General features: G+C 44.0%; 17 protein-coding genes. 6 read left to right on the top strand and 11 right to left on the bottom strand.

From position 1 onward, the window contains the following. The first annotated feature begins 5 nt into the window (after window positions 1-5). Both B3O12_RS09920 and B3O12_RS09915 read left to right on the top strand, forming a co-directional pair. Window positions 6-1,385 (top strand): ABC transporter permease, encoded by a 1,380-nt coding sequence (locus B3O12_RS09920; RefSeq protein WP_189630081.1) that lies wholly within the window; start codon window positions 6-8, stop codon window positions 1,383-1,385. Between the two features lie 13 nt (window positions 1,386-1,398). After that, complete coding sequence (locus B3O12_RS09915) at window positions 1,399-2,925, top strand: TolC family protein (protein WP_286756177.1); 1,527 nt, start codon at window positions 1,399-1,401, stop codon at window positions 2,923-2,925. A 56-nt stretch (window positions 2,926-2,981) separates the two neighbouring features. Here the strand turns inward: B3O12_RS09915 and purB are convergent, their stop codons facing one another. After that, window positions 2,982-4,325: an adenylosuccinate lyase gene (gene purB / locus B3O12_RS09910; protein WP_189630083.1), complete on the bottom strand. Its 1,344-nt coding sequence runs from the start codon at window positions 4,323-4,325 to the stop codon at window positions 2,982-2,984. 198 nt (window positions 4,326-4,523) lie between these two features. Here purB and B3O12_RS09905 point away from each other — a divergent pair, with 198 nt between their 5' ends. The 3 genes from B3O12_RS09905 to egtD all read left to right on the top strand — a co-directional run bounded on the left by B3O12_RS09905 (window position 4,524) and on the right by egtD (window position 7,997). Beyond that, window positions 4,524-5,612 (top strand): ferredoxin--NADP reductase, encoded by a 1,089-nt coding sequence (locus B3O12_RS09905; RefSeq protein ID WP_286756176.1) that lies wholly within the window; start codon window positions 4,524-4,526, stop codon window positions 5,610-5,612. Window positions 5,613-5,764: 152 nt separating this feature from the next. Next, window positions 5,765-7,030 carry an ergothioneine biosynthesis protein EgtB gene (gene egtB / locus B3O12_RS09900; RefSeq protein ID WP_286744841.1) on the top strand — a complete coding sequence of 422 codons (1,266 nt, stop codon included), beginning with the start codon at window positions 5,765-5,767 and terminating at the stop codon, window positions 7,028-7,030. Between the two features lies 1 nt (window position 7,031). Beyond that, window positions 7,032-7,997, top strand: a complete 966-nt coding sequence (egtD, locus tag B3O12_RS09895) for an L-histidine N(alpha)-methyltransferase (protein ID WP_286744838.1) — start codon at window positions 7,032-7,034, stop codon at window positions 7,995-7,997. A gap of 2 nt (window positions 7,998-7,999) precedes the next feature. Here the strand turns inward: egtD and paaD are convergent, their stop codons facing one another. From paaD to B3O12_RS09870, 5 genes are read right to left on the bottom strand one after another with little or no spacing between them, the layout of a single operon-like run. Then, window positions 8,000-8,533 carry a 1,2-phenylacetyl-CoA epoxidase subunit PaaD gene (gene paaD / locus B3O12_RS09890; protein WP_348655161.1) on the bottom strand — a complete coding sequence of 178 codons (534 nt, stop codon included), beginning with the start codon at window positions 8,531-8,533 and terminating at the stop codon, window positions 8,000-8,002. Between the two features lie 13 nt (window positions 8,534-8,546). Beyond that, complete coding sequence (paaC, locus tag B3O12_RS09885; RefSeq protein ID WP_286744835.1) at window positions 8,547-9,302, bottom strand: 1,2-phenylacetyl-CoA epoxidase subunit PaaC; 756 nt, start codon at window positions 9,300-9,302, stop codon at window positions 8,547-8,549. Next, a complete protein-coding gene (locus B3O12_RS09880) occupies window positions 9,302-9,916 on the bottom strand; it encodes a phenylacetic acid degradation b (protein WP_189630088.1) in 615 nt (204 codons plus the stop codon). Before B3O12_RS09880 ends, paaC begins: the two co-directional genes overlap by 1 nt. 3 nt (window positions 9,917-9,919) lie before the next feature. Next, window positions 9,920-10,906: a 1,2-phenylacetyl-CoA epoxidase subunit PaaA gene (paaA, locus tag B3O12_RS09875; RefSeq protein ID WP_286744831.1), complete on the bottom strand. Its 987-nt coding sequence runs from the start codon at window positions 10,904-10,906 to the stop codon at window positions 9,920-9,922. A 4-nt stretch (window positions 10,907-10,910) separates the two neighbouring features. Then, entirely contained in the window at window positions 10,911-11,492 is a 582-nt protein-coding gene (locus tag B3O12_RS09870) for a TetR/AcrR family transcriptional regulator (RefSeq protein ID WP_189630090.1), read from the bottom strand. A 66-nt stretch (window positions 11,493-11,558) separates the two neighbouring features. On the opposite strand from B3O12_RS09870, the gene B3O12_RS09865 reads away from it, so the two are divergent. Continuing rightward, window positions 11,559-12,053, top strand: coding sequence for a hypothetical protein (locus B3O12_RS09865; protein WP_286744828.1), 495 nt, complete (start codon window positions 11,559-11,561; stop codon window positions 12,051-12,053). Between the two features lie 108 nt (window positions 12,054-12,161). On the opposite strand, the gene B3O12_RS09860 is transcribed toward B3O12_RS09865, so the two are convergent. From B3O12_RS09860 to B3O12_RS09840, 5 genes are all read right to left on the bottom strand, one after another. After that, window positions 12,162-13,112 carry a hypothetical protein gene (locus B3O12_RS09860; protein ID WP_286744825.1) on the bottom strand — a complete coding sequence of 317 codons (951 nt, stop codon included), beginning with the start codon at window positions 13,110-13,112 and terminating at the stop codon, window positions 12,162-12,164. Window positions 13,113-13,133: 21 nt separating this feature from the next. After that, window positions 13,134-14,006: an outer membrane beta-barrel protein gene (locus B3O12_RS09855; RefSeq protein WP_286756175.1), complete on the bottom strand. Its 873-nt coding sequence runs from the start codon at window positions 14,004-14,006 to the stop codon at window positions 13,134-13,136. A 24-nt stretch (window positions 14,007-14,030) separates the two neighbouring features. After that, entirely contained in the window at window positions 14,031-14,810 is a 780-nt protein-coding gene (locus tag B3O12_RS09850) for a hypothetical protein (protein ID WP_286756174.1), read from the bottom strand. Continuing rightward, window positions 14,800-15,381, bottom strand: coding sequence for an RNA polymerase sigma factor (locus B3O12_RS09845; RefSeq protein ID WP_286744818.1), 582 nt, complete (start codon window positions 15,379-15,381; stop codon window positions 14,800-14,802). Before B3O12_RS09845 ends, B3O12_RS09850 begins: the two co-directional genes overlap by 11 nt. Window positions 15,382-15,559: 178 nt before the next feature. Next, window positions 15,560-18,001, bottom strand: a complete 2,442-nt coding sequence (locus B3O12_RS09840) for a PspC domain-containing protein (RefSeq protein WP_286756173.1) — start codon at window positions 17,999-18,001, stop codon at window positions 15,560-15,562.

The following is an 18,001-nucleotide window of genomic DNA, read 5'->3' as shown; positions in this document are numbered from 1 at the left end:
ATCGCATGAATAAAAAGAGTTTACTTTCCAATTTCTACATTGCCTTAGAAGCAGTGTTGGCCAATCAGGTGCGATCGCTTCTGACAGCGTTGGGTATCATTTTCGGGGTAGCAGCAGTTATTGCCATGCTAGCGATCGGAAATGGAGCGCAGAACGAAATCCTGGAGCAGATCGAATTGGTGGGAGTCAATAATATTATTGTACAACCCAACATAGAGCAGGTAGAACAAAAGTTGGGCGAGTCGGACGATGAAGACAAAAAGAAGTTTTCTCCCGGACTTAAATTACTCGATGTAGAGAGCATTGAAAATACCATTCCCGGTGTTAAGAAACTCAGCCCTGAGATTCTTTTAGAGACTTACATTATTAAAAACGGGATCAGAAGAAGCTCTAAGTTGGTAGGTGTTGAACCTGCTTATTTTGAAGTGGCCAATTTTGAGTTGCTCGATGGCGAAATGTTCAACGAGAAACAGCTTAGGCTCGGAATGCCTGTTTGCATTATTGGAAAAGGCATTGCTTCCAAGTTTTTCCCTCGCGAGAACCCCATCGGACAGCAAATCAAAGTGGGGAACCAATGGTTAAAAGTGATTGGTGTACTCAAGGAGCGTTTTATTTCTGAAAAGGCCATTAACAACCTCGGAATTCGAGATTATAACATGGATGTTTATACACCTATTCAAACGGTGCTCATTCGTTACATCAACCGCGACTTGGTAACCGGCTCCGGTTTAAAGAAAAGCTTTGGATCAAGCATTCAAATTTTTGGCGGCTTCCGAGGTATGATTTCTATTTCAGGTGGGGGAAACGATTCGTCTAATGACAAACCAAAGAATTATCATCAGATTGACCGTTTGGTAGTGCAGGTAGAAGAGTCTGCTAAACTCAACCCTACAGCCGATGTTCTGGCGCGTATGTTAGAGCGTAGGCACTACGGTGTGGTAGACTTTGAAATCACTATTCCGGAATTGCTACTTAAGCAACAACAGCGAACTCAAAATATATTCAATATTGTATTGGCGGCTATTGCAGCTATATCATTGCTAGTTGGTGGTATCGGTATTATGAATATTATGTTAGCTTCTGTAATGGAACGTATAAAAGAGATTGGGCTGAGGCTTGCCATTGGCGCAAAGTCTTCAGACATTGTTATGCAGTTCTTGTTCGAAGCCGTTATGATTTCTATTACTGGTGGTATTGTTGGCGTTATTCTCGGAATAGGTTTGGCCTATGCTGTATCTAATTTGGCCGATTTCCCTACCGCTATAAGTTTTACTTCAATTGTGATTTCATTCGGTGTAGCAGCAACAGTTGGTCTAATCTTCGGAATTACTCCTGCGCGCAGAGCTGCAAGTCAAGATCCTATTACTTCGTTAAGACACGAATAACCACATTAACACTATGAAAAAGGTCATTTATTTACTTCTATCATTTTTTTGCCTGACGGGAATAGCATTATCTCAAGAGGTAAAAGTACTAACCCTTGAGGAAACGATTCGTTTGGCAAGGGAAAACTCAAGAAATGCCAAACAAGCAGAGACATCTAGAACTTTAGGGTACTGGAGTTATCAGGTTTATAAGTCTCAGCTTAGGCCACAGCTGCTACTTACAGGAAACTTGCCCAACTATGTAAATAGAGCCACACCTATTGTTCAAGAGGATGGTTCGGTGCAATACAGAACGGTTAACCAGAATACTTCCGATCTGTCGTTGGGTTTACAGCAGGTATTACCCTGGACCAATACCACGGTCTCGTTCGAAACCAATTTAGCTAGGTTTGATAATTATGCACTATTGGGTCCCAATGACCCGAAAACACTGTATCAAGGTGACCCAGTGGGCCTGACCATCAGACAACCGCTCTTTAATGTAAACCCATTCAAGTGGGACAGGTTGACTCAGCCTTTAGAGTACGAACAATCCAAGAAAAGCTATGTGCAGGACATGGAAGAGACTTCGAGAATTGCTGCACAATTCTTTTTTAGATTGTTGGTTGAGCAGAAAAACCTGGAAATTGCCATTCAGAATGAGCAATCGAACGACACAATTTATAGAATTGAACAAGGAAGATATAACATTGGTACATCTACGGAAGACCAACTGCTTCAAACAGAATTGAACCTGTTGACTGCTCAGGCTGAAGCTCAGCAGGCAAGGCTGGATGTTCAATCTTTTTCCTTGGAGTTAAGAAACTTTATAGGATTAAGAGATGATGTAAGACTAGAGCTGGTTCCTCCCTCAGATGTTCCGGAGTTTAGCATCGATTATGAAGAAGCACTGCAATATGCCAAAGACAATAGGGCTGAATGGATTGAGTTTCAATTGCAAAGACTGGATGCCGAGCGGCAGGTGGCCGATGCCAGAGCCAGACGCTTTTCAGCCGATTTAATAGCGCAGTTTGGTTATAACAGTGCCCAGGTAAATTCATTGAGTGGTGTTTATGATGGTGCCAATGTGGCTACCGGTTCAAGGGTTTCTTTAACGTTCTCGCTGCCTATTTTAGATGGAGGTAGAAATAAGGCTAGAATGAATCAGGCTCGAGCCAGACAGGCAAATACTGAGTTTACCGTAGAGCAAAATGAGATTAACTTTGAGCAGGAGATTGCCAACGCGGTAAGAAACTTTGACCAAATTAGAAGTCAAATCGATATTGCAGAAAAAAGGCAAGAAATAGCTCTTAAAGGATTTGAAATTACCAATGGTCGTTACTTGGCCGGTAAAGTAGGCATTCTGGAACTCAACAATGCTCGTGAAACTAAAGACGCTGCTGTAAGAAATTACATTAGTGCCCTTCAGCAATATTGGGTAGCCTATTATGAATTGAGATCACTTACCCTATATGATTTCAGAAACAGGGAGATACTCTATAACCCACTTTTGGAATATGATCCTAAAACGGATTCTGTGATTGAAATATCAAGAGACTAAAAAAATCGTGTACTAGGTTTTTGAACCCCGGAGCAATTGCTCCGGGGTTTCTTATTTTAAAGGCCCGTGTAGTTAAATGGGCTTATAGACAGGAGCTCTTGCTTAACTGCCTCATTAACCTCCAGCGTTCCTATAAACTCTTTGATTGTTACTTCAGTAATCTTAGAGTTAGTTCGTGTAAGGCCTTTCAGTGCCTCGTATGGTTTGGGGTAGCCCTCTCTTCTAAGAATGGTCTGAATGGCCTCAGCTACAACGGCCCAATTTTCTTCCAAATCGGCATCAATAGCAGCCTGATTCAGTTCTAGTTTATTAATTCCTTTTACCAGCGATTTAAGCCCTATGAGCATATGTCCTAAAGGCACGCCAATATTCCTTAATACCGTTGAGTCCGTCAGGTCTCTTTGCAGTCTTGATATAGGCAACTTGGCCGAAAGATGTTCGAACAAGGCATTGGCAATACCAAAATTACCTTCCGCATTCTCAAAGTCAATCGGGTTTACCTTATGAGGCATGGCCGAAGACCCCACCTCCCCTGCTTTTATTTTCTGCTTAAAGTAGTTCATTGAAACGTATTGCCATACATCCCTCGAAAAGTCTATCAGGATTGTGTTGATTCGCTTCAGGGCATCAAAGAGTGCAGCCAGGTGGTCGTAATGCTCAATTTGAGTGGTGGGGTGGCTTCTTTGCAACCCCAGGTATTCCTTCACAAAATGGTCGCCAAATGCAATCCAGTCAGTTTGCGGATAAGCCACATGGTGTGCATTGAAGTTGCCTGTAGCCCCGCCAAACTTAGCTGCAAAAGGAATATCTCCCAAATACACCAGCTGCTCATCTACTCGAGTGGAGAATACCGCCATTTCTTTGCCCAAGCGTGTGGGTGATGCCGGCTGCCCATGAGTTTTGGCCAACATGGATACATGCTTCCATTGGTCGGCCATTTGTTTAATAAGCTCGTTTACCTCCACAATGGCTGGTTCAAGTACTTCATGTAGCCCTCTTTTCAAAGATAGTGGAATGGAGGTGTTGTTAATGTCTTGAGAGGTAAGTCCAAAATGAATGAACTCTTTCACATCGTTCAGCCCTAATTTGTCGAACTCTTCTTTCAGAAAGTACTCAACGGCTTTTACGTCATGGTTGGTCGTTTTCTCAATTTCTTTTATTCTACCCGCATCCTCCAAACTAAACGATCGGTAAATATCTCTGAGGTTTTCAAAAACAGACTCATCTACTGAACTTAGCTGAGGAAGAGGTATTTCGCAGAGCGCAATAAAGTACTCAACTTCAACCTCCACTCTGTATTTAATGAGCGCATACTCCGAATAATAGTTGGCAAACTCGCTGGTCACTCTTCGGTATCTACCGTCAACTGGTGCTATGGCCGTTAGGCTACTTAATTCCATGAAAGACTATGGTTTTTTTAGGAAAGCGCAAAGATACGAAATCCCATCACTGAGGCCTCAAAATTGAAGGGCAATGTCATCGATTTGCTTCATTTCTAGTTTATTAGTCAGTACTTTTGCCCAGAAAATTAAACCCTTACGCTTACTTTGGGTTTTTTAGTAAACTAAGCATCCTATAAGCGGAAATAAATTAACGATATGGCATTTGGCTTATTTAAGAAGACAAAAGAGAAAGTAGAAAAGCAAGACACCGGTATCATACAGTTAACGGTAAAAGAAGTCGTTAGAGAAACCAAAGAGGCTGTCTCTATTCACTTTGAGCATCCGGCTGGCGGACCTATTGAATATAAAGCAGGACAGTTCTTTACCATTATTGTAGAGGTAGATGGTAAGGAAGAGCGAAGGGCATATTCGGTTTGTTCGTCTCCATTTGTAGATGAATATCCCGCAGTTGCGGTAAAAAGGGTAGAAGGGGGTAAGGTATCGAATTATCTCAATGAGAAAGTCAAAGCGGGAGATACCCTTAAAGTGATGAAGCCACTAGGTAATTTCACCACAGATTTTTCTTCCACCAACCAGCGTAATATCGTACTCATAGGCGGTGGTAGTGGAATTACTCCGCTCATGTCTTTGGCTAAGTCTACTCTCAGCCAGGAGCCAGCTTCAAGGGTTACACTACTTTATGCCAATAGGGATGAAGAGAACATAATCTTTAAGAAACAAATTGAAGAGCTGGCCAAGGAAGATCAGTTTGAGGTTGTACATGTACTTGAAAATAATGGTTCAGGCTATGGACAACATGAAGGTTACCTGAGCGAGTCTATCATAGAGCAGGTAAAAAATGAACTCAACGATGAGAGTGCAGAGTACTTTATTTGCGGGCCAACACCCATGATGGATATAGCTGTATCGGCACTGAGCAACCTTGGGGTTCCGCAAGATTTGATAAGGAAAGAAAGTTTTACATCCGATAGTAAAAGTGAAGCCACAGAAAGCTCTTCCGATGAAGTAATAGCCAGAGAGGTAACCATTATTTACGATGGAGAGGAGTATAAGTACACTGTTCAGCCCAACGAAACAATTCTGGAAAAAGGGCTAGATGAAGATATAGACCTGCCATTTTCTTGTCAAAGTGGACTTTGTACTGCCTGTAGAGGAAAGTGTCTGTCTGGTAAAGTGAAGATGGATGAGGACGAAGGGCTTTCTCAGGCCGAGTTGGACGAAGGCTACGTGCTGCCATGTGTGAGTCATCCGCTTACAGACGGTGTAGTCATTGAAATTGGGTAGAAGTATGCTATAACTTGCCCATGAGCTTCTGTTAGAAAAAACCGATTGGAGTAGTACATTTCTTTGCTTCAATCGGTTTTTTTTGTCCTCCGGCCGGCCAAGTGGAAAACCTTAGTCGTTGCCTTTCTGTTCAATATTCAGTAACTCTGAATATGGATACGGTATTAACTCCTCCTACGCCTCAAACTCTGGCGAAACAATTTAAGGAGGTTCGCGACTTAAGCTTAGAAATTTGCGAACCATTGCAGCCGGAAGATTTTGTGGTTCAGCCTGTAGTCGATGTAAGTCCGCCTAAGTGGCATCTGGCCCATACTACCTGGTTTTTCGAGGTGTTTCTACTCAATAAGTTCCTGCCTGGCTATAAACTATTCAATAAAGACTACCCATTCCTTTTCAATAGCTATTATGAAAACGAGGGAGAGCGTTGGATTAGGTCTGAGCGAGGAGCACTATCGAGACCTGCTGTCAACGAAATTAAAGCCTACAGAGCCTATGTGGACGAGCACATGGAAAAGCTTCTTCAGGAACCACTTACGCCAGAACAAACACATATTTTTGAAATAGGGCTTAACCACGAACAACAGCATCAGGAACTTCTGGTGTATGACATTAAGCACATATTGGGCATAAATCCGCTATTTCCTGTATACAAGGAAAAAGTAAAGCCCCGCTATCAGCCTAATTTGAGTAGCAAATGGCTCACCGTAGAGGAAGGGATCTATAAAATGGGTTACGCAGGCCAGCAGTTCCATTTCGACAACGAAGAGGGCGAGCACCAGGTCTTTCTTCATGCCTATAAAATACAAGACAGGCTCATAACCAACGGAGAGTTTATGGAATTCATAAATGCGGGGGCTTATCAGGACTTCAATCTTTGGCTCATGGAGGGGCACGAATGGGTGAAAAAGGAAAATATACGTGCGCCCTTTTACTGGATGAAGGAAGGCAAGGAGTGGTATCACTTTACTCTTTCTGGCAAAGAGCGGGTAAACCCTGAAGAACCCGTTACTCACATAAGTTTCTATGAAGCTGATGCATTTGCCAAGTGGAAAGGCATGCGATTGCCAACTGAGCAGGAGTGGGAAGTGGCTTGCAGAATGTATTCCCCCCAAATTCCGGAAGAGGCCAACCTTATGGATTGCCGCAACTTTAGAACTATGCCTCGAAAAGGGAATAATCCTCAATTTTATGGAGATGTCTGGGAATGGACCAATTCGTCATATTTGCCTTATCCATACTACAAAAAGGTAGAAGGAGCCCTGGGAGAGTATAATGGCAAGTTTATGGTCAATCAAATGGTGTTGAGAGGAGGTTCTTTTGCCACTATGAAGAACCACATTAGGCCATCATACCGAAACTTCTTTCACCCCAATTTACGTTGGCACTTCACAGGCTTTAGACTAGCACAACACATATAAAATGACACAAACCACCGAAGCACTACAAGGCTTTGCCAAAGATATTGTAACAGGCCTCCGACAGACACCCAAAAGGTTGCCCTCCAAGTATTTTTACAATGCGGAGGGAGATAGGCTTTTTCAGGAAATAATGAAACTGGATGAGTACTACTTAACTCGGTCGGAAGAGCAGATCATCGATACATTCAAAGACGAAATTCTAAAAGAATTTTTGGGTGAAGATGAGAGCTTTAGATTGGTTGAATTAGGGGCAGGCGATGGTTCTAAAACTAAAATACTGCTCGAGTACTTTTCTAAGCAACAAGTAAGTTTTATTTATAGCCCCATCGACATCTCAGCCAATGTGCTGGTGCAATTGAAGGAATCCGTCAACCGCGAACTGCCCAAAGTGAATGTACAGCCTATAGAGGGCGATTATTTCGAAGCTCTGGCTGCGCTCAAGGAGAATCATCTGCAAAAAGAGGTGGTTATGTTTTTAGGGTCCACCATAGGCAATTTCAGTCGGTCGGCCGGAGAAGTATTTCTTAGCAAGTTGTCAGAGAACATGTCTTCCGGTGATTTACTCTTTATAGGGTTTGACCTCATGAAGGACCCCAGAAAAATACTCTCTGCCTATGACGACAGCCAGGGAGTAACCCGAGACTTTAACCTTAATCTGTTGCAGCGCATTAATGATGAGCTTGGAGCCGACTTCGACCTCTCTAAATTTGTGCATTACCCAACGTACGATCCTATAACAGGAGAGACCAAAAGCTTTTTGGTGAGTACAGAGGAGCAGGAAGTAAGGCTAGCCGATGTAGATATGGTTTTCCGCTTTAAGGCCTGGGAGCCAATTCACACCGAAATTTCTCAGAAATATTCGTGCGAAATGATTAGTGCTACGGCCAAAGCCACGGGCTTCAAGGTGGTGAGGCACTTCAATCATGCTGAAGGCCTTTTTGTAGATAGTTTATGGGAAAAAGTATAGCCTTACAACGGCTTAAACTGTTCAAAGGCATTGAGGCAATTGTGGCAGTAGTGTATAGAGCGGCAAAGCGTTGGGCCAAAAGGTGTTTTCATTTCGGTATTATCACTTCCACAGTTCGGACACTTAGCGTGTTCAATAATATCTATATCTACAATCAGGTTGTGCTTAGGGGGAGGAGCTAAACCAAACTCGGCCAGTGCTTTTCTGCCCTTTTCACTGATCATATTGGAGTTCCATTGTGTGTCGAAAGAAACACGAACCTCATAGTTGGCAATGCCATTTTCTTGCAGTACCTGTTCAACATCTTGTTGCATAACATCCATGGCAGGGCAGCCGGCAAAAGTTGGGGTCATGTTCACCGTTACTTTGCCATCATTGCCTATGTCAATGCCCGTAATTACTCCAAGGTCATTCAGCGAAAGCACCGGGATTTCCGGATCTTTCACTGAATCGAGCCATTGTTTTATTTGTTCTGCTGAAATTTCTTTCTCCATGCCCATGCGTTTCATTCGTTCCTCTACACTTTCCCGCTCCAATCAATGGTCGGTTTTACCAGTCGGCTGTCGGATCAACTTTAAATACTTCCGACATTTCATCGAGCAGCGGCTGCAGGTGTTTTGTGTGCACCCCTTTTCGTCCACCATAAACAGGCGTTATAGTAGACCAGTCAGGTAGTATCAGTTTGGTATCAGAAATGATTTTTTCTACCTCCGCTTTCCAGGCTTCCATCAATACCTCTTCTCCCCCAAACAATCCCTCATCGATGATCTCGTTTTCATATGGCGATTTTTCAAACATTCCCAGTGCATAGGGTAGGGCTACATCCAACGACTGCTGCAGACGCTCAATACTTTCTGGTGTGGCCGAACCCAATTGCTTAATCCATATTTTGGCATGCATAGAATGATACTTTGCCTCACCTTTTACCTTTTTAGCCAGGTTGGCCAGATCAGTATAAGATGAATTGGCCAGCATCTGATATTTGAGCAGCTCGGCAGTATCGAAAAGAAAATGCCTGATGAGGCTGAAGTCGTACTCTCCGTTTGGTAGTTCGCAGAGCTGCGCATTATGAAACTGATCGGCATTGCGCATAAAAGCAACCGTATCCGGATCGTTTTCTCCCAGCGTATGCAGTATTTTATAGAGTTGCCAGCTCTGGCCAACCTTGTCTTGGGCCATAGAAGAAAAAGCAATGTCTTCTTCCAAAAGAGGTCCCATGCCTGTCCATTCCGAGTTTCGGTGCCCTAGAATTAACAGGTCATCGGCCATTTTATAGATCAACTCTTTAAGTGCTTCCGTATTCATTAGGCTTGTTCTTCTTTAAATGCTTTAATTTTATCCGATGCTTTGTAGTCAATGGCGTCCCTGTATTTTTTCTCCTTCAGGGTGTCCCATATATCCCTGTCTTCCTCGTCAGAAACATAGATGTCTTCCGATTTTACTATCCACACATTCATAATGGCCTTGTCTCGCGGAAAACTCTCTTTGGCAGCCAGTATAGCATCGTCATAATCTTTGGCAAGCACATTTCCTTCATATTTGTGTTGCTTACCTCGCTTTGTGAGGTGAAACACCTCGAAAGATTCGCTGGTGCTACCCGAATATTTTCCTGAAAATGAATCGTAGATATCGATATCGTTTTCTGAATAGGGGCTCACTTTTATGTTTTCCGTTTTTACAACACACAACGAGTTGCAGAACATGCCTCTACGACTATACTGCTCTTTGGCAAAGAGAAAAGCCATTTCTTCATTGGGGGCATGTACAATACCCACATGTTCGAAAGGTTTGCCTTCTTTTACCTGCACAAAGGCCTCATAAGTTTCAAACTGGTCCAATGCCTCTTTACTGGGCATTGGTGTGTCGAATTCATTGGGTAAGCCTAAACGGTTTACTCTGGGGTCTAATGATTGAAGCATGGTTTAAGCTAGTGGTGTTACATATTTTGCCTTGGGGGCCAGCAAAGCTTCTCGCACCCATTTACCGCGCTCTTCCGCTATTCTTCTTACCGCCAGCCGCTCTTTGTTGCAAGGGCCATCGCCATTGATCACACGTTTAAACTCGTCCCAATCAGGTTCGGTGTATTCCCATAGGCCGGTTTCGGTATTTTTACGCAGTTTATCATCCGGAATAGTTAATCCCAGTTCCCAAATTTTGGGCACATACATGTCTAAAAACTGCTGTCGGCATTCATCGTTCGAGGCCATTTTCACTTTCCACTTCATTAAGATTTCGGAGTGAACGGAAATCTTATCGGAAGGGCCAAAGAAGTGCATCATGGGAGCCCACCATCTGTTTACCGCGGCTTGCATCATTTCTCGCTGCTTTTTGGTGCCGGTAGCCAAGTGTATCACACAGTGGTGACCGTATTTTAGGTGGAATGATTCTTCTGCGCAGATACGCTCCAATGCGCGGCAGTAAGGACCATAACTTCCTTTGGAGTTTGCCAGTTGGTTCACAATAGCTCCTGCATCAACCAGCCAGCTGATGAAGCAAGAGTCGGCCCATGTAAAAGCCGGGTAATTGAATATGTTAGAGTATTTAGACTTACCTGAAATAAGGTCGTCTATCATTTGCTCTCTAGGCTTGCCAAGGGTTTCTGCCGCGGCATAAAGCAATTGGGCATGGCCCACCTCGTCCTGAACCTTGGCCATAAGGGCCAGCTTCCTTTTAAAGCCGGGAGCTCTGGTTATCCAGGTGCCTTCCGGCAAAGCACCAATAATTTCCGAATGAGCGTGTTGTTCAATCATTCGAATAAGCTGTTTTCTGTAGAGCTGAGGCATCCAGTCAGTCGGTTCAATTTTCTCACCTCTGTCTATTCGTGCTTCAAACTCTGCCAATTCTTTTGGATCTTCATCAGCCAGGGCAGTAGCCTTCATGGCCTCAAAAACGTTTCCACCTCCGTACATAGTTTTATTTCTTTAATCCGTTCAATATCAGGTTTGCGAGTTGTTTGCCAATTTCTTCCGGGCGCAAACTACCGGTAGGTTTGTACCAGTTGTACGTCCAGTTGAGCGATGAAAGTATGGTAAGCATCATAAACTTTTCATCTACCTTCTCAAACTCCCCATTTTCTATACCATTTCTTATAATGGTTTTAAAGCGGCCCTCGTAGTCTTCTCTCATCATCAGAAACTCAGAGAGGTGCGGCTCGCTCAAATGCCTCCATTCATGGAAGAATACAGCCGAGGCATCGGTGTCTTTCGTAATTACTTTTACATGGGCAATGGCCGCTTTTTCCATTTTTGCCGAAAAGCTGCCTTGCTCTTTTTCCACTTCCTTCCAGGCCGCAAAAAACTGGTCGGCCATGCGAAAACATATCTTTTGAAGAATTTCTTCCTTAGATTTGATGTGTGAATAAAGGCTGGCGGCCTCAATGCCCAGCACTTGAGCCAGGTCGCGCATAGAAGTGGCAGCATAACCTTTCTCCCTAAAAAGCTTGGTTGCTTTCTCTTCTATTTGTTGCTTGCGTGATTTCTTAACCAGTATTTCCATTCACTCAAAGATATACATACTAACGTTCGTTAGCAAATAATTGTTGAGAGCTAATTTCTTGATTTTATGAATTTAAGCGACCCTGAATTTGATAAGCAAGCCTACTTTAAACGGCTGGAATCACTGATTTACCTGCTTTTGATGTTGCCCTTGCTGGCCTTTGGGTGGGTTTTTCTCGAAAAGAACAAGGCAGGGGATTTGCGTTCGGTGTTTTTCGATAACCCCGATCTCATGTTTCATGGGGTAATGGGGATTGGTGTAGGGTACATTGTTATGCGTACAACAGCTACATGGAACAGAGATATGCGCAAGGCTACGGAGCCGTTTAAGGAGTTGGATGTAAAACTGAAGATGTTGCGTAAGCCGATATTATATCGGAATGTGCTATGGGCTTTTGGTGCAGCCATAGGTGCTTATGGTCTTTATGAAAAAGGAGATATGGTTTACGCAATGGTATTTACCGTGTTTCTTGTTCTTATGACTGCCAACCGCCCAACAGGACGTTATTTTGCTAAGTTACTTAAGCTAAAGGGCGAAGAACGCCAGTGGATGGAGAGGTAGGAGCTGAATAAAAAACGGTCTCAAAAGTAGCTCAGTGGCCTAAAAGCCCGGCTCTCTTAAGACCGTTTTGTGCAGTGTCAGCCAAAGTTTTGGTTTGGCTGTCTGATTTTAGAAGGTAATGCCTATAGTGACGGGGTTTAATTGTGGCCCTTTGCCTTCTTCAAAAAGCTCGTTGAAGTCGTAGGTCATAAACATATCGAAGCCGTTAATTCCGATTTGCGCTCTTAGACCATAGCGGAAGTCGTTCACAAAGAACCCGCCTTTCTCTTTGTCTTTCTGACGTCCGTCATCGTTGCGGTAAATGTATTTGGCTTTGTTATTTAGTCGCAAGCCCACGTAGGGGCCAACTCCAAAACGGAAGCCTCTGCGTTCGCTAAACGCTACTCGTACGTCATCTTCCATAAACCTTCTAACTATTCTTTTGCCATGGCCAAGATCTATCATGGGAATGGCCTGAAAAGTGAGGTAGGTTACCTTGAGTTTGCTTTTAAGTGCACTGTTAATATTGTTGGCCTCGGTGAAATTGAGCTGCCCACCGTTAGGGTCGAGTCGCGTAGAAGCGTTCTCAAATTTGAAGTTGTACCAGCCAAATCCACCACCCCATTCAATAAAGAGGGGGCTGGAAATGTAGGAGGTGTGATTCCAGGTGAGCCCAGTATATATGGAGCTGATGGGTTTGAGTTGATAAAGATCTGAAGAAGAGGGGAAATCTCCGTCAGAAAGATAATTGTTCAAACCAATGTCAAAATTCAGTCCGCGCAGTGTGCCATGATCATGCTGTTCGAAATACTCTATGGTAGAGGCATTGCTTCCTCTCCAGTCTCTGTAGTCCCACTCCCAGCGATCTTCCACTTCCAGTTCAAGCCCAAGAAAGCCAATGCGGAGGTAGAAATCATCGTCAGATATGTAGAGCTTGTTCTTTTCTGCCCGAGGAATACTTACTACTGTGTCGAGTCGTTCAAAGTCGCCATATTTTGCCCATCGTACCTGGGCATGTGCCTGAGAAGCTGACATGACCAGTGCCAGTCCAAGCAGTATGGGTAGTATTACTTTTTTCATGTTGTTTAACTTTTGAGTTGTTTAGAAGATTATACCAAAGGTTACCGGAGTTAAGCGCGGGGCGGTTTTGTCTTCATCGAAGAACTCCGTGAGATCGTAGTTGAAGAACAAGTCCATAAAGTCCCACCCTATCTGGCCTCTGAATCCATACTTGAATGGATTGATATGGAAGCTGTCAGACATTTTGTCTTTCTGCTTGTCGCCAGAGGCATCATCGTACTTCATTTTTGTGTTGCTGCTAATGCGGTAGCCTCCATAAACCCCAAAGCCTACTCTGAAATCTCGGTATCGGCCAAAGGAAATGGTTGGTACAAAGTGCACATTCAGGTAGCCTACATTGATTTTACTTTTGCGGCCGGTGATGTCATTTCTTTCTGAAAACACTACGGCATCATCTACCTTGTCTACACTCACACGGGTGTTCTCGAAGGCGTAGTCGAGAAAACTGGCTCCAATTCCCCAGTCGAGATAGAGCGGACCGAGTAGGTGCGAAATGTTGTCGAAGTTGAGTCCTACATACCATGAGTTAATGGGTAGAAGGCTGTAGAGCTTATCGCTGTTGGGTAGGTCGCCATCTTCTAACCAGTTGTTGAGTCCCAGGTACACATTAAAGAAGTTTTCCGTGCCCCTGCGTGGATAATACTTGTCTACATCGAAGGGGCTTCTTCTCGGGCTGTTTGCTATGGAATGCGTGTTCACCTGACCCGGACTCTCTACTTTCAGGGTGTTTGTTGGTTCAACATCGGTAAGGTTAGTGGAGGGAGAAAGTCCCTTTTTCCATACATTGGAGGTAACTGTCAGTCGATCGGAAAGATCGGTTTGTGCCTGGAGTGCCGGGCTCACCAAGGCCGTGATCAGCACAACTAGTGCTGCCATTCGTAAGGTAGTTTTCATCTGATACTTATTTTGAGTTGTTGACTATTGTTTCAATGGAGGGTGTTCGTCAATGTCTTCGTCTTCGCCTTCTGTTTTGAGGCCGTACTTGAGTTCATTGGAAACAAACTCGTTTTTGGATTTTCTTATTTCCGAAATGGCCTTCTTGCCATTGTTTACGCTGCGGGCTACGCTAACAATACTGTTTAAAAACCCGGGCTTTTTCTTGCTTTCGCTTTCAATAGCTTCCATTTCGGCAGGGCTAATGATTAGTTGCTCTAATAGAGCGTCTTCGTTTATGCTTAGGCTTCTTGCCCTACGGTTGCTAACAAAAAGCACCGGAGTCTGTAGTGTGGTAGGGCTTATGGGTTCTATAGAGAGTTCTGCCAGGTCTACATCGGCAAGGTTTACAGGCAGGGTTGCCTGAGTCTCGGCCAGGGCTGTTTGGTCGAGTTGTTTAGCATTTACCAATGTGGGTATTTTAACCGGAGGATTCGTTGCATCCGGCAGCTTATCTCTCTTGGCCAGGGTTTGTGGCTGTGTAGCCTGAGTTTTTGGTGGCATGTTATTGGCCGGGCCCGTTTGTTCTGTAGCTTGTTGAGCTAGCTCCTGGCCGGAAGGTTCTTTGCCGGTGTTGGTTAGGGCCAGCCAACCCATTGCGGCCAAAAGCATGGTGGAGGCTGCAATGCTCATCCAAAAGTATACTCCTCTCTTCTTTTTTTGAGGAAGCTGGTTTTCTAGTTTGGCCCAGGTGTCTGCCGGAGGTGGCATTTTGTGCGATGCCAGTCCTTTAAGGAATAGTTCATCAATTGGGTTACCCTTCATGGCTCAATAATTTATCATTCAAATAATGCTCTGCTTCGACCAAAAGCTTTTGTAAATGGGCTCTTGCTCTACTCAACTGCGACTTTGAAGTGTTTTCACTTATGCCCAGTTGTTCGGCAATTTCCTTGTGCGAAAAGCCTTCGATGGCGTAGAGGTTGAAAACCGTTTTGTAGCCGGTAGGCAATCGGTCGATCATTTTCATTAGATCTTCCACTTCCAGGTGATCCTGGAGTTGATTGTAGTCTGGCTCGCGTTCGGCATTTTCAATCTCTACCTGCATGTACAGGCTCTTGTTTTTTCGGATATATGTTAGTGATTCGTTGACCATTATTCTTCGAATCCAGCCTTCAAAGCTTCCTTCACTCTTGAACTGGTCGATTTTACTGAACACTTTCATAAATCCGCATACCAAAACATCTTCAGCAGCTTCTTCTTCGCTGATGTACCGTCTGCACACAGAGAACATCAGGCCAGCGTACTTTTCGTACAACTCGCGCTGAGCTTTTCTGTCGCCTTTACGGCAAGCTTCTAAAAGCCTCTCTTCAGTTTTTGACCTTTTGATTTGAAGCATGTTTTGGTTGACTACACAAGGTAGATGTATGAATGATAAATTACGTTGCATCTCGTTTGCGAAAAAAAAATCGTTCGTTTAACGTGATGCTCTGTAAAGGTAATAAAGGTTCTCTTTATCAGTGAGTTATGTTCTGTTGTTTCTTTTGTTGTTTCTGTTCTTTTGAGAAATTGATTGGTTAGTATTGACTTACGATAGCCGAGTTGGCTTTGTCTTGAATGTCTAGTCGGGGGGAGCCCTTGTAGCGAATAGAAGAAAAACCTCCTGCTTCAACGGTAAGGTATTCTGTAACGGTTAGTCTGGCTCGTGCTTCACCATTGGTGCTTATGTCGCACTCTTCTATACGGCCGTCATAGGCATATAAGCGTGCGTTGTCCGACACCGCAATATTAGCTCGCTGAATTTTTGCCTGTGAGTCTACTCGTGCCTCGTCTTTAAGAATTAAGGAGAGGGTATTTAGCTCACCGGAAAGATTGAGTCGTGCTTGTTGGCTGAGCACAATGGCTAAATCTTCAAAATTTTGAAGTCCCAGATTCACATTAGCTTCTCCTGACAATGTGAGGTTGTTTATTTCCGGAGTCTGAATGATGAGTCGGGTAGTGCCCCAGTTTGAGGTGGAGCGGACTTCGCTCACCTCCAGACGGCTGCCATTGACACGAAGGGCTAACTGGTCGAAGTGCGCTTCGTTGCCTTCTATCCTTACCCCGTGTGTATTGCTATACTCCAGTGAAAGGGCAATGCTGCTGGAAATGCTAATGTCTGAAAAAGAGCTTAGGTCGAAGTTTTTGGTGTCGTTGAAGCCTGCTCTTGAATTGACCTCTGTGTTGTCTTCATTGCAGGTAACACACTGCAATGTGCCGTCTTCATCGAATATCCAGGTATTGCGGTATATCTCCCACCAGTTATAACGGAAGCTGAAATAGTGTAGGAGTTTGCTCATGCCCTGGTCTACTTTGAACGGCTGATTGGTTGGTATGTAGAGGGTAAGGTCAATGTCTTGAAACCTGAACTGGGCATTTTCGGGCAGACTCAGTTGGCCATCGAAAACTATGCGACCGTCTGTCAGTGAGTAATTGTAATTGATCTGTTCCGCATTTCTGTCGGCCTCTTCAGTATTTCTTCCGCGAGCGGTTGCTCTTTTTTCCAAACGCCAGGTATTGTCTCTGCTGGCGCGCAGGTCTAAATCGGTAAATTTTCCCTCCCAGGAATTATTTCGGTATTCTCGGTTACGCCTTCTTTCCATTCGTTCTACGGTTTTCAGGCTAAGGGTTATGGTGTCGCCTTTGACTTCCAGCACTTCGGTACTGTCGGCATAGCCTTCTTCTCTGAAGTCTTTTACAATGGTAGATACGGTAGCAAAAGCGGCTATTACGGAGATCATCCAGATACCTAATATGCTCCAGCCTACCGAGCTGCTCATTACTTTGCGTTTGGCAATAATGGTAATGCCGGCAATGAATACATAGAGGAATGGGATGAACACTGCTGCAAAAGTGAAGAGTATTCCGGCTTCTGAAACAGTATTGTTGAACAGATAAAAAGGAATGTCTGAGTCGGGCCAAAGGAACCAGTCGCCCTCGTGCAGGCCTAGTAATACTCCTGTTACCACGAGTATGGAAAACATTATGGCCAAACCGGTAAAAGAAATTATAGCACCTATGAAGATGCGGAAGGCTGCGGCAATAAAGAGCAGAAGTGGGGCCAATGCACTTCCTAATGCGCGAAATATTCGGCCGATGAGTCGGAAAGGGAAAAGGATTACCTTGGTGAACAGGCCCTCTCCTTTCGGGTTTAGATCTTCTTCCTTGTTTTTCTTTATGTTGTTATCAATGTTGGAGAGAGTTACTTTTTCTCCCTTCATTTGCATTTTGTCTGTAAGCGATTTAGCCTGTGGAGCAATGATCCACAGGACTATGTAAGCTAGCAGGCCGGTGCCGAAACCAAAGAACAGGACTATAAATATGATCCGGAATATGATGGTGTCGGTTTTGAAATAGTTGGCCAAACCGGCTGCCACACCTCCTAACACCCGATCGTCAGGGTCTCGATAAAACTTTTTGATGGAGTCATCATCTTTAAGTTCTGTACTGCCGGGAATCACTATCCACATAATGATGTAAACTATGAGGCCAAAGCCTGCAAAGAAACTCAGCACAAAGGCGATGCGAATCCACAGGGGATCTATGTTAAAGTATTTGGCTACTCCGGATGATACTCCACCTACAATCTGATCGTTTAAGTCGCGATATAGCTTGCGGGCTTTATAGGTGTTTTCGTAAGTATAGCCGGTGGTTTTCTTTGGGTCTTCCGAGTTGTTGTCAGAGCTTCCGGCAGAAAAATCTGCTTCTTCTTCCATGGCCTCAAAATCAGAGACTTTTCCCATGGTGCTAATGAGTTGGTCAATGTCATCATTAGAGATAACCTGTTTGCCTTCTTCATCGAGTTTTTCCAGAAAGATTTCTGCAATCCGACTCTCTATGTCGGCAATAATCTCTTCGCTACCATCGTAGCTGCTAAAGTACTTGTTGATAGAATCGAGATAGGCTTTGAGTTTTTTATAGCCATCTTCTTCTATGTGGAATATGATACCACTAATATTTATGCTGATATTCTTCTTCAT

Origin of the sequence: Roseivirga sp. UBA838, from assembly GCF_002296035.1 — a bacterium.
In the GTDB taxonomy this organism is placed as follows: Bacteria; Bacteroidota; Bacteroidia; order Cytophagales; family Cyclobacteriaceae; genus Roseivirga; species Roseivirga thermotolerans.
The sequence above is the reverse complement of the archived record's forward strand: the minus strand, read 5'-3'. Positions and strand labels throughout refer to the sequence as shown.

Coding starts and splice junctions, on each gene's coding strand:
- paaA (WP_286744831.1), bottom strand. CDS start 10,906: ATGTACGGAGGTGGAAACGTTTTTGAGGCCATGAAGGCTACTGCCCTG.
- paaC (WP_286744835.1), bottom strand. CDS start 9,302: ATGAATACGGAAGCACTTAAAGAGTTGATCTATAAAATGGCCGATGAC.
- B3O12_RS09855 (WP_286756175.1), bottom strand. CDS start 14,006: ATGAAAACTACCTTACGAATGGCAGCACTAGTTGTGCTGATCACGGCC.
- B3O12_RS09915 (WP_286756177.1), top strand. CDS start 1,399: ATGAAAAAGGTCATTTATTTACTTCTATCATTTTTTTGCCTGACGGGA.
- B3O12_RS09905 (WP_286756176.1), top strand. CDS start 4,524: ATGGCATTTGGCTTATTTAAGAAGACAAAAGAGAAAGTAGAAAAGCAA.
- purB (WP_189630083.1), bottom strand. CDS start 4,325: ATGGAATTAAGTAGCCTAACGGCCATAGCACCAGTTGACGGTAGATAC.
- egtD (WP_286744838.1), top strand. CDS start 7,032: ATGACACAAACCACCGAAGCACTACAAGGCTTTGCCAAAGATATTGTA.
- B3O12_RS09880 (WP_189630088.1), bottom strand. CDS start 9,916: ATGCTTCAATCATTAGACCCCAGAGTAAACCGTTTAGGCTTACCCAAT.
- B3O12_RS09865 (WP_286744828.1), top strand. CDS start 11,559: ATGAATTTAAGCGACCCTGAATTTGATAAGCAAGCCTACTTTAAACGG.
- B3O12_RS09845 (WP_286744818.1), bottom strand. CDS start 15,381: ATGCTTCAAATCAAAAGGTCAAAAACTGAAGAGAGGCTTTTAGAAGCT.
- B3O12_RS09850 (WP_286756174.1), bottom strand. CDS start 14,810: ATGAAGGGTAACCCAATTGATGAACTATTCCTTAAAGGACTGGCATCG.
- B3O12_RS09840 (WP_286756173.1), bottom strand. CDS start 18,001: ATGAAGAAGAATATCAGCATAAATATTAGTGGTATCATATTCCACATA.
- B3O12_RS09920 (WP_189630081.1), top strand. CDS start 6: ATGAATAAAAAGAGTTTACTTTCCAATTTCTACATTGCCTTAGAAGCA.
- egtB (WP_286744841.1), top strand. CDS start 5,765: ATGGATACGGTATTAACTCCTCCTACGCCTCAAACTCTGGCGAAACAA.
- B3O12_RS09860 (WP_286744825.1), bottom strand. CDS start 13,112: ATGAAAAAAGTAATACTACCCATACTGCTTGGACTGGCACTGGTCATG.
- B3O12_RS09870 (WP_189630090.1), bottom strand. CDS start 11,492: ATGGAAATACTGGTTAAGAAATCACGCAAGCAACAAATAGAAGAGAAA.